Source organism: Arthrobacter sp. zg-Y919, from assembly GCF_030142045.1.
Classification (GTDB): Bacteria; Actinomycetota; Actinomycetes; order Actinomycetales; family Micrococcaceae; genus Arthrobacter_B.
Map to the genome: position 1 here is coordinate 2,336,486 of NZ_CP126242.1, position 12,079 is coordinate 2,348,564.

Consider the following 12,079-nt stretch of genomic DNA (forward strand, 5'->3'; position numbering starts at 1 on the left):
CGGGCGTCCGGCGAACCTAGCTGGCGGCGGCCCGGCGCCGGTTCCGCCGCAGGCTCAGGACCGCCAGGACGAGGCACGCCGCGGTGATCAGTGCCGAGAAACCGGCCACCGAAGCGTCCAGCCCCCAGATCCCGCCCGCTGCGCCGAGGCCCAGCACGGGAATGGCACTGCCGAGGTAGGTGATCACGTAAACGGTGCTGATAATCCGGGCATGCTCGGCGGCCTCAACCGCTGCGGCAACCTCGTTGAACACCACCCGGAAAGCCATGCCCTGGCCGAATCCGGCCAGCACGCAGGCGACCGTCAGGAGTATGAGGCTCCCGGTGCCTCCGGCCACGGGAATCAGTGCGGTGCCGGTACCCATCGCAGCGAGTCCGATGGGTGCGGTGTAGCGGCCCCGGATGCCGGTCAGCTGGCTGACCGCTGAGGCGCCCAGGGCGAGGGCGGCGAGCAGCCCGATGGCGGGCCGCCACGTGGTTCCCGCGATGGAGGAAAAGTAGGTGGGCGCCAGGGAGAGGCAGAAACCAAAGACCGCGAAGCTCAGGAACCCGGTGGTTGACGCAATCCAGAACTGTGTGCGGGCACGATGCGAGACGGCCGGTTTCCGCGGCCGCAGCATGGCCAGCGGCGGGCCTTCGGCGAGGGAGATGGCCGGCCGCGCCTTCAGCATGCAGAGCGGAATCAGGAGGGCTGCCAGGACCGCGGAGTGGATCAGGAAGGGCGTCAGGGTGGGCGCGGGCAGCAGGGACAGGAGGCCGCCGATCACCGGGCCGGCAGCCACGCCACCGGCGGACACGAGCAGGGTGAAGCGGGTGGCCCATTCGGGTTTATGCGGCAGCAGTTCGCGCAGGGCGGCCGAGCTGGCGCCGGTGGCGAGGGCTACCGAAGCGCCCTGGAGGGCACGGCCAAGCATCAGGGCACCTACATCGGTGGCGGTGCCGAAGATCAACCCGCCGGCCAGCGAGACGACGGCGGCCACCACGAGTGCCGCACGGCGGCCAATGTAGTCGGACCAGTGCCCTACGAGCAGCAGACCGGCGACCAGGACGAGGACATACGAGGCGAATGCCAGCGTCACGCCGAAGTAGGAGAGGCCAAGGGAGTCGCCGAGCAGCGGATACAGCGGAGTCGCAAGGTTCGCGCCGATGAGCAGCGTGCTCATTACGGCAAGCGTCAGGATCAGCCGGGGCCGGATGGCCGCGTCCCACTCCTTCCGCCTGGTGCGGGCGGCGGGCTGCATGCGCAGCTCACTGAGCACTGTCACGGGGCACTTCCATCCTATTTGTAGCTAATGCTCCTACAGGATGAAGTGTCGCCAAGCAGCAAATACACATTAGAGTGATCTTTTGATCGAAACGCTCAATTTAGTTCGGTGCTACTGACAGGAGATGCGCTAGATGGCCAATCTGGACCCGCTCGACCGCCGGTTGCTGCTGGAACTGGTTCGGGATCCTCGGGCGCAGATCAGCGACCTGAGCGAGCGGCTCGGTGTTGCCCGCAATACTGCCCAGGCCCACGTCCGCCACCTGCTGCGGGCCGGAGTCATCCGCCGGTCCGGCCGCGACGTCGACCTTTCGCAGCTCGGCTACGACGTGCAGGCATTCATCACCATCGAAGTGAACCACCGCGAGCTCGACGGCGTGATTTCCGGACTCCGTACCCTCCCCCAGGTGCTGGAGGTCCACGAGATTTCCGGCCGGGGTGACGTGTGGTGCCGGATGACCGCCACGGACACCCAGCAGCTGCAGCAGGCCCTGCGCTCCGTCCTTCGGATCAAGGGCGTGATCCGTACGGAAACGGTCCTGGCCCTGCACGAGCACATCCCGTACCGCACCGAACCGCTGCTGGAAAAACTGGTCCCGCCTGCGGAGTGAGCCGCTGGTCCGGGGCTGTCCTACTTCTGGGCTTCGCGGAGCAGCCGGCGCGCGGTATCCAGCCTGAGGACCGCGTTCCGGCCGCGGCTCACCCCGCGCCGGGCCCGTGCGCCCGCCACCAGGGTCAGCACGACGCCGGCGGCCCTGGCGTGCAGGGCTGCCGGGTCCACGGCCTCCTCGAAAACCCGCCGGTAGTCGGCCAGGGCCTGTCCCAGCTGCGGCCGGTCCGGATGTGCCGCCGCCAGGACCGCCAGGTGGCCCAGCAGGCAGGCCAGATCATCGACCCGGTGCCCCGGGCCGAGCCCGTCAATGTCGAGCAGGCCCGTGACCGTCCCGTCGGAGAGCAGCAGGTTTCCCTCGTGGAAGTCGCCGTGGACCGGAACCAGCGGTCCCGCAGGCGCGGATTCCAGGACCTCCCGGATTTCACCCGCAAGTTTCCAAATGCTGTCTGTTTCGGCAGGGACCGCAGCAGCAGCCGTCCCGGCATACTCCTCGACGCGGTCCGCCCAGCTGAGGCGCAGCGGCAGGTCCAGCGCCCCGGACGGCAAGGTGTCCAGCAGTTCCAGGAGGACCCCGGGACGTACCCCGGCGGCGCCGTCGTCGACCAGGAGCCGGAACAGGGAGGTGCCGGGCAGGGCGCTGAGGACCACAGCGTCCCGGGCGGCCGCGGAATCCGCCGGCAGCAGCAGCGGGGCCGGCACCGCGCTGGCCTCCAGCAGCCGGTGGCGCCGCCGCAGGGCAGGCAGCTGCGCCGGTGGCAGGAGTTTCAGGTAGGCGGTTCCGTGGGCGTGCTCGGCCCGCAGTACGGCCCGGCGCAGCGGGCGGTAGGCGGCGAGGGCGAGCCGTCCCGGTTCGGCCGAGGCAAAGACGTCCCTCGCTACGGCTGAGGCATCGGTCGCCCAGGGCAGGGACCGGAGGACGGGGTCATGGGGATGGAACCACAGGCATAGATCCAGGCCGGCGATCCGCGCGGCTGCGGTTTCCGGTCCGGCGGCGTTCAGTGGGGTTTCCCCGGTTTCAGCGGCACCGGCCGTGGTCGCCCCGAGGTAAAGCGTCAGGTCCGCGGTGCTTCCCGCTCCCGCCGGAGGCACCTTCCCGGCCGGGCGGCACCGGACCCGGTACAGGGCGGAGACGGCTCCCCCGGGCCGGTGGTGGCTGCGCAGGTGCTCCCAGTGGTCCAGCAGCAGTCCACGGGACCGCAGCAGGTCCTGGAGCGGGCCGCGCATGGCCGCGCTGCCCAGGACGGCGACGGCGTGCGCCGCCCGGCTGGAAAGACGGCCGGGGTGCCGATTCGGATCGTCGGGCACAGCGGGCGCCGGCGCGTTCAGGCCCTTAGGCCCGCCGGCGCTGCAGGACGTCGTCCAGGTTGATCTTGCCGGTCTCCGGACGTGCCTGGTCCGCCTGCGCGGGCAGGGCCGGGGGCGTAGCAGGACGCAGCGGAGTCTTGGACAGGGACCGGGGCGTTTCGGGCAGGACGATCGGCTCGGGCGCGGGCCGCTCGGCCTTGGGCGCATCAACGTAAACCGGCTTCGGCAGCTCAACAGGCTGCCACGGTGTGGTGCTGGGCCGCGGCGGCATGTGCACAGCGGCAGCTACCTTCAAGGCTTCGGCCCGCAGCTCCTCGGCTGTGAACCTGGGCGCAGCCTTGGCTTCGACGGCGGTTCCGCTGGGTGCAGAGGTGGATTCGCGGTCGAAAAGGACCGTTTCGGGCTGCGGTTCGGCCGGCACCGCAGGGGCCTGCGCTTCTGTCGGCAGCTCGGCGGCTGTCCGGCGCTGGCGCGGTTCCGGTCCCATGGCGGCCCGGAAGGCGTTTTCGACCTTCCGCCGGCGGTCCCGCAGTGCGAGCGAGCGAAGCGCTGCGACTACCGCCGCCAGACCTGCCAACCCTGCGGCGGGGAGCAGCCAGGACACGGAGGTGAGCGCCGCGAGGAGCGTGCCGCCCACCACTGTGAGCACAGCGAGGAGTCCTGCGGCAGCGAGGACTGTCCGGCCCATACGGATACGGAAGACCGGCGCCGGCTGCGCCTGGGGCGCAGGCTGCTGACCTTGGGTGGAAAACTGCGTAGACCCGCCCCCGCTGGGTGTATTGCTGATGTTGTTCATGATGATCCCCTGGGACCCCTTGTCGGGTGAGGCGGGCGGGTGGATGGACTTGGCGGCCGGACGGACGCGGGCAGCCGATGCGCTGAAAACAGGTGGACGGCTAAGGAAATAGGGACCTACCCACACCAGCCACAGTGCAACGGCAAGCGCCAGCACCAATGAGCTGTTCACGGAGTGATTAAGAGGGAAGTCCACATCTACGACGGTAGAAGCTTGGAGGCGCGCCCACCTGCATTCGGACCGGTGTGTCGGCGTGTCTGCTGTGAAAATAGTTAACTAGAGTGCCCTGCGGGACTTCCAGCGGTTCAGGAGGCCCTCGGGGACCTCCTCGGCGGTAAGGGCGAAGCTGCGGTGATCTGCCCAGTGGCCGTCGATATGCAGGTACCGTTCGCGCAGTCCCTCGTCCCGGAATCCGAGTTTTTCCACCACCCGGAGGCTCGGGGCGTTCTCGGGGCGGATGTTGATTTCCATCCGGTGCAGCGCCAGTGCTTGGAAGCAATGGTCCGTGGCCAGGGCCACAGCCGTGGGGACAATGCCGCGGCCGGCCCGCTCCTGGTCCACCCAGTACCCCAGGGTGGCCATCCGCGCCGACCCCCAGACGATCGTCGAGACTGTCAGCTGCCCGACGATCGCCGGCGGCCGGTAGGGATCCCTGCGCTCGGTGATAACGAAGGGCAGGGCCGAGTCCTGGCGGGCCTGGCGGTTGAGGCTCCGCACCATGTCGCCGTAGGTAGGCGGTTCCCCGCCCAGGACGGGATTGCTGGCCTCCCACGGACCCACCCAACGGGCGTTCCGGGACCGGACCTCGGTCCATTCCCGCCGGTCACGGTGCCGGATCGGCCGGAGAATGACGTCGTCACTCTCCAGCGTCACCGGCCATGAGCCCTGCATTGGTACTTAGTCTTCGAGAGTTCCGGTGAAGTCCTTCAGCCAGTCCCTCAGGGCCGGTCCAAGGTCCTCACGCTCGGACGCCAGGGACACCACTGCCTTGAGGTAGCTCAGCTTGTCGCCCGTGTCATAGCGGCGGCCGCGGAAGACCACGCCATACACGCCGGCGCCTTCGCCTTCGGCGGCAGCCAGTGTCTGCAGCGCATCCGTCAGCTGGATTTCCCCGCCCCTGCCGGGTCCGGTCTCTTCAAGGACTCCGAAGACCGACGGGTGCAGCACGTAACGGCCGATCACGGCAAGGTTGGAGGGTGCGTCCTCGACGTCGGGCTTTTCCACGAGCTTGTTCACGCGGACGTAGTCCTCGCCCTCGACCACGGAAATGTCGGCGCAGCCGTAGGCGCTGATCTGTTCCGGATCCACTTCGATCAGGGCGATCACGGATCCGCCGGTCTTGGCCTGGACTTCAACCATCTTTTCGAGCAGGTCGTCGCGCGCATCGATCAGGTCGTCTCCGAGGAGGACGGCAAAGGGTTCGTCACCGATATGCAGCTTGGCCCGCAGCACTGCGTGGCCCAGTCCCTTGGGATCGCCCTGGCGGAGGTAGTGGATCTCCCCGAGCTCGGATGCCGCCCGCACCATCGCGAGCTTTTCAAGGTCGCCCTTGTCTTCAAGCGTCTTTTCGATGAAGGGAACACGGTCAAAGTGGTCCTCGAGGGAGCGCTTGTTGCGTCCGGTGATCATCAGGATGTCCGGCATGCCGGCATTGACTGCTTCTTCGACCACGTACTGGATGGCGGGTTTGTCCACCACGGGGAGCATTTCCTTGGGCATCGCCTTGGTGGCAGGCAGGAAGCGGGTGCCCAGCCCGGCGGCTGGGATTACGGCTTTGGTTACAGTGCGTCGTGACGTGGTCATGCTGGTAAGCGTACCCAACACCGCTCACGTTGCACCAAATAAGCATGCTGGTAGAGAGAATAGGGATATGCGCTCGTTGAACAAGGAACAGGCCCGAAGGGACTATCTGCAGTCGCGTCGGGAGTTGACCGAGACGGAGAGGGCCGAAGCCGCCGCAGGTCTTGCCCGTCTCGGGCTGCGCGGGGTGCAGGAAGTGGTGCCCGCCGGTGGCACGGTGGCCGGTTACCTCTCGACCGGGACCGAACCCGGCACGGGAGCCTTGCTGCAGGAGCTCTTCCGGTCCGGATACCGGGTGCTGGTGCCGGTGTGTGAACCCGGCCGCCGGCTGTCCTGGTGCGAATGGTCACCGGGCATAGAGCTGGCGCCTGGACTGCACGCCTCGCTTCTGGAGCCCGTTGGCCCGCGGCATGCCGTCTCCGACTTTCCGGACCTCGGGCTGGTTTTCGTTCCCGCGCTGGCAGCGGATTCTTCGGGCGGACGCATGGGTAAGGGCGGCGGATACTATGACCGCTTCCTGGCCGGACTGAGGGCGGACGGCAATCCGGTCCCGGCGGTCGCGGTGGTTTTTGAGCACGAGTATGTCCCGGCCGGAAGCTTTGAAACGACACCCCTGGATGCGCCCGTGGATGCGGTCCTGACGCCGTCCAGCTGGCGGGGGGTGCCCGCCGGGCACATGTATACTTAGCACTCAAGGCTTGAGAGTGCCAGCCTGAGAGTGTCCAAGGAGGATTACCAGAGTGCCCACGTATGCCTACGCCTGCAAGGACTGCACCCATTCGTTCGATATCCAGCAGTCCTTCAGCGAAGACTCCCTGACGGTCTGCCCCGAGTGCGGCGGCCGGCTGCGGAAGAAGTTCAACAGCGTCGGAGTTGTTTTCAAGGGCTCCGGTTTCTACCGCACCGATTCACGTGAGGCCGCCTCCAGCGTTCCGGCTACCCCGTCCAAGACCGAGGGTTCCACGGCTTCGGCACCTGCGTCCACGTCCACGTCGGGCAGCAGTACCCCGGCAGCGTCGCCCGCTTCAAGCTCCACCGGTTCCCAGGCCTAAGTACCGCCTTTTCCGGCACGGTTACCCAGCCGGGTCTTCCGGCGGCCTACCCAGCCGGCTCTTCCGGGCAGGCCTTTCCAGCCGGCCTGGCCCGCAGTTTTTCGCAGCGGAGTTTTTCGCAGCGGAGTTCAGGGCCCGCATCCAGGCTTCCGGCCGGCCGTCCTGCTTCGACTTGTCCTCCACATCGGCGCCGGGGTGCAGGTCGGCCGCTCCGGGACCACATCCGCGGAAGCTGCACCTGCCCCGGGATGCCCGGTGGCTAGCGTGGCGGCATGTCTTTGCGCCGCTCCCCCAGCCGAAATACTTCCGGCACTGCCGCGTTTCCCCGGCCGTCCGCAGGCTCCGTGGACCGCCTCTCCAGGTTCCGGCGCTTCCTTGTCCGCCACCGCCGCCTGCTGGCAGCCTTGGCCTGCTGTGCCGCGGCAGGGTCGGCAGTAGAGTCGCTGGTCCCCGGCACCGCGGCGCGCTCCGTACTGGTCCAGGCCGCCCGGGACCTCCCCGCAGGTACGCTTCTGGACGCCGGGGCCTTGGAGACAGTCCGGGTGCCCGCCGAAGCGGTGCCGCCTGGCGCCCGGAACCATCCTGATTCCCTCATTGGCCATCGACTCGCGACTCCGCTGCTCCGGGGCAGTCCCGTCACACAGCTTTCCCTGGCCGGACCGGGTCTCCTGACCGGTGCTCCGGCAGGTTCGGTCGCCGTGCCGCTCCGCCCGGCAGACCCATCCGTCCTCGGGCTCCTGAGGCCGGGACAGCTGGTTAATGTGGTGGCGGGCGCCGACACGGCATGGAATACGGGGATAACCCCTGGGGACGGAAACGGTGCGGTTGTCCTGGCCTTCTCTGTACCGGTGCTGTGGGTGTCCGGAGCTGAGCCTGCCGGCGGCTGGCCGGGAAACGGCGGCGGCGAAGGCCTGGTGGTCGTGGCTGCGGACCGGGAGAACGCAGCCCGGCTCACTGCCGCCTCCGGGACGGGCGGCATCCATCTGGTCCTGACGGGTTAGCTGTCCGGATCAGCCGGACTGCCGGAGTCCGGCCAGCAATCCGGGCCGCGCAGGCTCCCGGCAGGCTGCCGGCTACTCCCCGGACACACCGGCAGGCGCCCGGCTACTCCCAATGCGGGGGGCGCTGCTCACGCAGCCAAGACTCGGTATCCCCGGTATCCTCCGTATCCTCGGGCGGGGCGCCCCAGGCCCGGGGATTGTCTTCTTTGGCCGACACCGGCAGCACGCCGGCGGGACCCGCCGAAACCGCGCGCCGGTTCCCCCGCCTGCGGGGTGCGGCCGAGGGCCCCGGAGCCTGCGGCTGTGCCGCGGCTCCGGGCTCCCCCGCTTCTTCAGGCCGAACTGGATCGTCCGTCATAGCTCACTCTCCTGCGGCGGTGTCGGGGCCTGACCCCGCCCTCCGTTCGCGCATGCGGCTGCTTCCGTGCGGGGTGACCTTGACCTGCTTGCCTACCCGGGGATCTTCCGCGGGGCGGGTCCGGCCGGAACCCTCCCCGGCAGTGCGGGGTACGGGCTGCTGGCCCACGGGGATTTCCGGCAGCTCAAGGGAGCGGCTGACCAGATCGGCGCAGGCGGACGGGTCGCTGAAGACTTCAATAGTCCACAACGGCATGTACCTCCAGCCGCGGCGTTCCAGCAGCTGCGGCCGGAGCCGGCTGCGTTCGCGGACGGACATGGCCCGGTACCGTTCGGTGCCATCGGATTCAATGGCCAGCGGGGCGGGATTGCCCGTCGGGTCCGCCGAATGCGGAGCTGCCGCAACAATGTCGATGGCACCGCCGTCGTAGTGGTCCCACACCTTGGCGCCGCGCTCACGCAGGCGGCCCACCAGGTCCGCGACCAAGGGATCTTCTTCCAGGATCCCGCCGCCGGTTGGTGCTTCCCGGCTTCCGGTCTCCGGCTCGAGCTCACGCTTGATGAGTTCGTAGAAGTCCAGGGCACCGTAGCCCAGCCGGGTCCGGTCCAGGTCTGCGGGCTGGAAGCAGGTCAGCACATGCTGCTTGTAGCGTGCCCGCGTCATGGCCGTGACGAACTTCTTCCGTCCGTCCGGTGCCGAGAGCGGGCCGAAGTTATGCAGGGCACGGCCATGCGGAGTCCGGCCGAACCCGAGGGAGAAGATCACGCAGTCCCGGACCATGCCGACGGCACGGTCCACCGGAACAACCCGGAAGGACTCGGCTTTCGCCGTGAAGAAATCGGCCGCCCAGGGGAAGTTGGCCATCTGGACCCGGATCGCCTCTGCCACCCGCACCGCATGGCGCGGGCTGGCGGTGATGACACCCAGGGACTGGTGCGGGCGCCGCCGGATGTGTTCGAAGACCAGGTCAACCACCCGGTTGACCTCGGCTGCGACGCTTTCGACGCCTTCGTGGTCCGAGCTGGGCATGCCTGTGCCGTCGGGCAGGTATTCCACCGAGAGGGAACGGTGGCCGGTGGTGACCTCGTCCGCACTGGGAATCATGGAGAGCCGGCCGCCATAGAAGGAATCGCTGAGCTGGCGCAGCAGTGCCTTGTCGGTGCCCCGGTAGACGGTGGAGAGGCATCGGGTGGGCAGGACCCGTTCCAGCGCTTCGAAGGCGCTGACCAGGTCCACGTGCTGCGGCTGGGTCCCGGCGGGTTCCACGCCAATCGTGAACGGACGGGGACCACCGAGGCAGCTGTCGCCGAAGGCAATCACCTGTGAGGCGCGGGCCAGGGCCGGGATAGCGGACTGCAGGCTGGTGGACTCGGCGTCGAGCAGGACCACGGTGTCGAAGCGGCGGTGCTCGGGCAGCACCATCGGAAGCACCAGAGGGCTTGCCGCCCAGACCGGCAGGAGGGCCGAGACGAGTTCCTCGGACTCTTCGGACAGGCTTTCGAGGGAAAGCTCGCCGTCCTTGATGAGCTCACGCAGGTCCTCCGCCGCACCCCTTGATGCCGCGACGCCGGCGCGCCAGCGCGAGGCCAGGCTCCAGCGCAGGCGGGAGCCGCCGGAGGCGATATGGGCGTTGTCCGCCAGCCGGTATTCCGCTTCCAGGCGGCGCAGGCTGTTGCCGTCGGACATGGCCAGGTAGTCGTCTCCGCTGATCATGGCTTCAAGCGCGGACTGCCACCAGGCCAGTTCCAGTTCGTAGCCGACGTGGCGGGGCTGGACCTCGCGTTTGGCCAGATCGTCCAGCAGCTCCCCCAGGCCCTGTGCACGCATTTCGTCGAGCAGCAGGGTCCGTTCGGGCAGCGTCTCGAGGGTTTCGCGGTCCCCCGCCAGCTGGCTGAGCTGCTTCTCGAGTTCGTCCAGCTGCAGCGAGGCCAGGTCCGGATGCTGCGGCGTCTCCGCCAGGATGCCGGTGAGGGTATCCAGCTGGCGCTTCACCAGAAGGTAGGAGCGGTTGATTTCCGCCAGGCCCGTGGGCACCGACGGGTGGCGCTGGGTGGTCGCGTAACGGGTCCAGACGGCACGCTGCTGCTGGACCTCCGCCAGGGAGGCGTGCAGGTCCGAAATGTGCACGCCGGGACGGACATATTCCTTGGCCACGCGCCGCAGGCGGGAGCGGGTCATGGAGCTCATGTCGATGCCGCGCTCACGGCGCCAGGACGAGGATGCGGTGGCGGAAATCAGGTCGGTTACCGGCCGGTCGAAAATGTCCGGGGTGAACTTATCCAGGCTTTCGCGCACGGCCACCAGCAGTTCCAGCTGCTCGCCCCACTGGGCGAAGGTTTCACCGAGGCGGATTTCGGAGTGTTCGGCCACGTCCTGGACCTTGGCGCGCAGGGCGGGCAGGTCCGCGGCAAGGGTCTGGGTCAGCTCGTAGGCCTCTTCCGTTTCCTTGCGGTTGAGCAGCTTGGCGCCGTACCACGGGCTCGCCGTGGCAGCCCGGCTGAAGCTGCCGAGCTCAGCGGCGCGGCGCAGCCGGCCGCCAAGTTCGGTGCGGTCGGTGATGCTGTCCAGGACACTTCGCTTGAGCCGGACGGTGGTGGCCGGCGCCGGGTTCATGGAGGTCAGCTCGGCCAGGGACTGCATGGCCTGGTACGGGGAGCAGCCCCAGCGGCTGCGGACATTGTGCAGCGACTTTACGTGGTCGCGCAGCTGGTGGCGGTTCTCGAGCAGGACCTTGTGCAGGCTGTTCAGCTCCGGAGCCTGCGACTTTTCGTTGCGCACGATGGCCCGGACCAGCTGGTCCTTCAGCTGCTGCTGGGTGAGTCCGGCGTTGACCTGCAGGACAAGTGAGCCCAGCTGCAGCGCGTCCAGCTCGGAAACGAACTGGTTCAGGGTGCTGCGCCGTTCGGCTACAACCAGCACGGACTTGCCGGCGTTTGCCAGGGCCGCGACGGCGTTCAGTGCGGTCTGGGTCTGTCCCGTGCCTGCCGGGGCGGAGACCACCAGCGACTGGCCCGCATTGATGCGGTCCAGGACTTCCTGCTGCTGCCGGTCCGCGTCGAGGATAAGCAGCTCATCCGCGGGGTCGCGCTCATCCAGTGCCGGCAGGTCCAGCGGTGCGGCGGTGGCGGGGCCGGCGGAGCCGTCCCGGGCCGCGTTGATGAGTGCGCGGAGGATCGGATGCGCGGGGTCCAGTGCGGGGTCTTCGCTGGGGTCGGAGAGGTCGGCGAATGTCGATACCAGCAGCCGGTGCTCGATGTTGATCCCGCGGACACTGCCGGTGACGGCGCGGAGCTTTTCCAGCACCGGGTGCGGATCAAAGCGTGCCGTGCCGTAGGCGAGCCGGGTGAGGGCGTCGACGTCGATGTCCAGGCCCTGCTCGTGCTGCAGGTGGCGGACCAGCGCGGGGTTCAGTGCTGCCTTTTCGGTCAGCTGGAGCTCGTAGTCATCCTGCGAAGCATGGACCGTCAGGGCTACCGGCGTGAGCAGCACGGGGGCGGTCAGGGACTCGGGGCGGAGCGCTTCGTCCGAGGCGTAGCGCCAGGACGCCGTGCCGGCAGCCATGTAGCCGACGTCGATGCCGCGGTCGGTGCCCAGCTCGTAGATCTTCGCACGCAGCAGGCGGCCTGCCTTCATGGCGGCACCGTACTGGTCGGGATCGCGCAGCAGGGTGGACAGGCGGGTCCGGCGGCCGGCGAGCAGCTGTGCCAGCCCGGAAGGATGCGCGTGCGTCAGGTCGATGCTGTTGGCGGCGGACGGGGTGAAATGGAGCAAGGTGTCCGTTCCGGCGTGCTGTCCCAATTGTCCCAGCCACGGCAGCAGGAAGTCCGAGGGATTCTCCCCGGTATTCTGCTCAGACACTAGTGCCCTCTTTTCTGCACTTCCGCGCGTTTT

At 68.4% G+C, this 12,079-nt stretch carries 11 protein-coding genes; 4 read left to right on the top strand and 7 right to left on the bottom strand.

The annotated features are described in order from the left end of the window. Positions 1-16: 16 nt before the first annotated feature. Complete coding sequence (locus QNO10_RS10930) at positions 17-1,264, bottom strand: MFS transporter (protein WP_229947386.1); 1,248 nt, start codon at positions 1,262-1,264, stop codon at positions 17-19. 133 nt (positions 1,265-1,397) lie between these two features. Between QNO10_RS10930 and QNO10_RS10935 the strand changes: the two genes are divergently transcribed. Then, on the top strand, positions 1,398-1,874 hold the full coding sequence (locus tag QNO10_RS10935; protein WP_229947385.1) for an Lrp/AsnC family transcriptional regulator: 477 nt from the start codon (positions 1,398-1,400) through the stop codon (positions 1,872-1,874). Positions 1,875-1,894: 20 nt separating this feature from the next. Here the strand turns inward: QNO10_RS10935 and QNO10_RS10940 are convergent, their stop codons facing one another. The 4 genes from QNO10_RS10940 to galU all read right to left on the bottom strand — a co-directional run bounded on the left by QNO10_RS10940 (position 1,895) and on the right by galU (position 5,780). After that, positions 1,895-3,181: an aminoglycoside phosphotransferase family protein gene (locus tag QNO10_RS10940; RefSeq protein ID WP_229947384.1), complete on the bottom strand. Its 1,287-nt coding sequence runs from the start codon at positions 3,179-3,181 to the stop codon at positions 1,895-1,897. A 25-nt stretch (positions 3,182-3,206) separates the two neighbouring features. Then, positions 3,207-4,148, bottom strand: a complete 942-nt coding sequence (locus tag QNO10_RS10945) for a hypothetical protein (RefSeq protein ID WP_229947382.1) — start codon at positions 4,146-4,148, stop codon at positions 3,207-3,209. Positions 4,149-4,253: 105 nt separating this feature from the next. Beyond that, on the bottom strand, positions 4,254-4,868 hold the full coding sequence (locus tag QNO10_RS10950; RefSeq protein ID WP_229947380.1) for a GNAT family N-acetyltransferase: 615 nt from the start codon (positions 4,866-4,868) through the stop codon (positions 4,254-4,256). Between the two features lie 6 nt (positions 4,869-4,874). Continuing rightward, positions 4,875-5,780: a UTP--glucose-1-phosphate uridylyltransferase GalU gene (gene galU, locus QNO10_RS10955; protein ID WP_229947378.1), complete on the bottom strand. Its 906-nt coding sequence runs from the start codon at positions 5,778-5,780 to the stop codon at positions 4,875-4,877. A 67-nt stretch (positions 5,781-5,847) separates the two neighbouring features. Between galU and QNO10_RS10960 the strand changes: the two genes are divergently transcribed. From QNO10_RS10960 to QNO10_RS10970, 3 genes are all read left to right on the top strand, one after another. Further along, a complete protein-coding gene (locus QNO10_RS10960; RefSeq protein WP_229947375.1) occupies positions 5,848-6,465 on the top strand; it encodes a 5-formyltetrahydrofolate cyclo-ligase in 618 nt (205 codons plus the stop codon). A gap of 52 nt (positions 6,466-6,517) precedes the next feature. After that, a complete protein-coding gene (locus QNO10_RS10965; protein ID WP_229947373.1) occupies positions 6,518-6,829 on the top strand; it encodes an FmdB family zinc ribbon protein in 312 nt (103 codons plus the stop codon). A 272-nt stretch (positions 6,830-7,101) separates the two neighbouring features. Next, positions 7,102-7,830: an SAF domain-containing protein gene (locus QNO10_RS10970; RefSeq protein ID WP_229947372.1), complete on the top strand. Its 729-nt coding sequence runs from the start codon at positions 7,102-7,104 to the stop codon at positions 7,828-7,830. A gap of 103 nt (positions 7,831-7,933) precedes the next feature. Here the strand turns inward: QNO10_RS10970 and QNO10_RS14580 are convergent, their stop codons facing one another. Both QNO10_RS14580 and QNO10_RS10975 read right to left on the bottom strand, forming a co-directional pair. Beyond that, the gene (locus tag QNO10_RS14580; protein ID WP_349665744.1) at positions 7,934-8,188 is read right to left on the bottom strand and encodes a hypothetical protein; all 255 of its coding nucleotides are present in this window, start codon (positions 8,186-8,188) and stop codon (positions 7,934-7,936) included. A gap of 3 nt (positions 8,189-8,191) precedes the next feature. Then, positions 8,192-12,046, bottom strand: a complete 3,855-nt coding sequence (locus tag QNO10_RS10975; RefSeq protein WP_331460322.1) for a DUF4011 domain-containing protein — start codon at positions 12,044-12,046, stop codon at positions 8,192-8,194. Between the last annotated feature and the right edge of the window lie 33 nt (positions 12,047-12,079).

Excerpts from the sequence above, each read along its gene's own strand:
- QNO10_RS10950 (WP_229947380.1), bottom strand. The coding sequence starts at position 4,868 with ATGCAGGGCTCATGGCCGGTGACGCTGGAGAGTGACGACGTCATTCTC.
- QNO10_RS10960 (WP_229947375.1), top strand. The coding sequence starts at position 5,848 with ATGCGCTCGTTGAACAAGGAACAGGCCCGAAGGGACTATCTGCAGTCG.
- QNO10_RS10970 (WP_229947372.1), top strand. The coding sequence starts at position 7,102 with ATGTCTTTGCGCCGCTCCCCCAGCCGAAATACTTCCGGCACTGCCGCG.
- galU (WP_229947378.1), bottom strand. The coding sequence starts at position 5,780 with ATGACCACGTCACGACGCACTGTAACCAAAGCCGTAATCCCAGCCGCC.
- QNO10_RS14580 (WP_349665744.1), bottom strand. The coding sequence starts at position 8,188 with ATGACGGACGATCCAGTTCGGCCTGAAGAAGCGGGGGAGCCCGGAGCC.
- QNO10_RS10935 (WP_229947385.1), top strand. The coding sequence starts at position 1,398 with ATGGCCAATCTGGACCCGCTCGACCGCCGGTTGCTGCTGGAACTGGTT.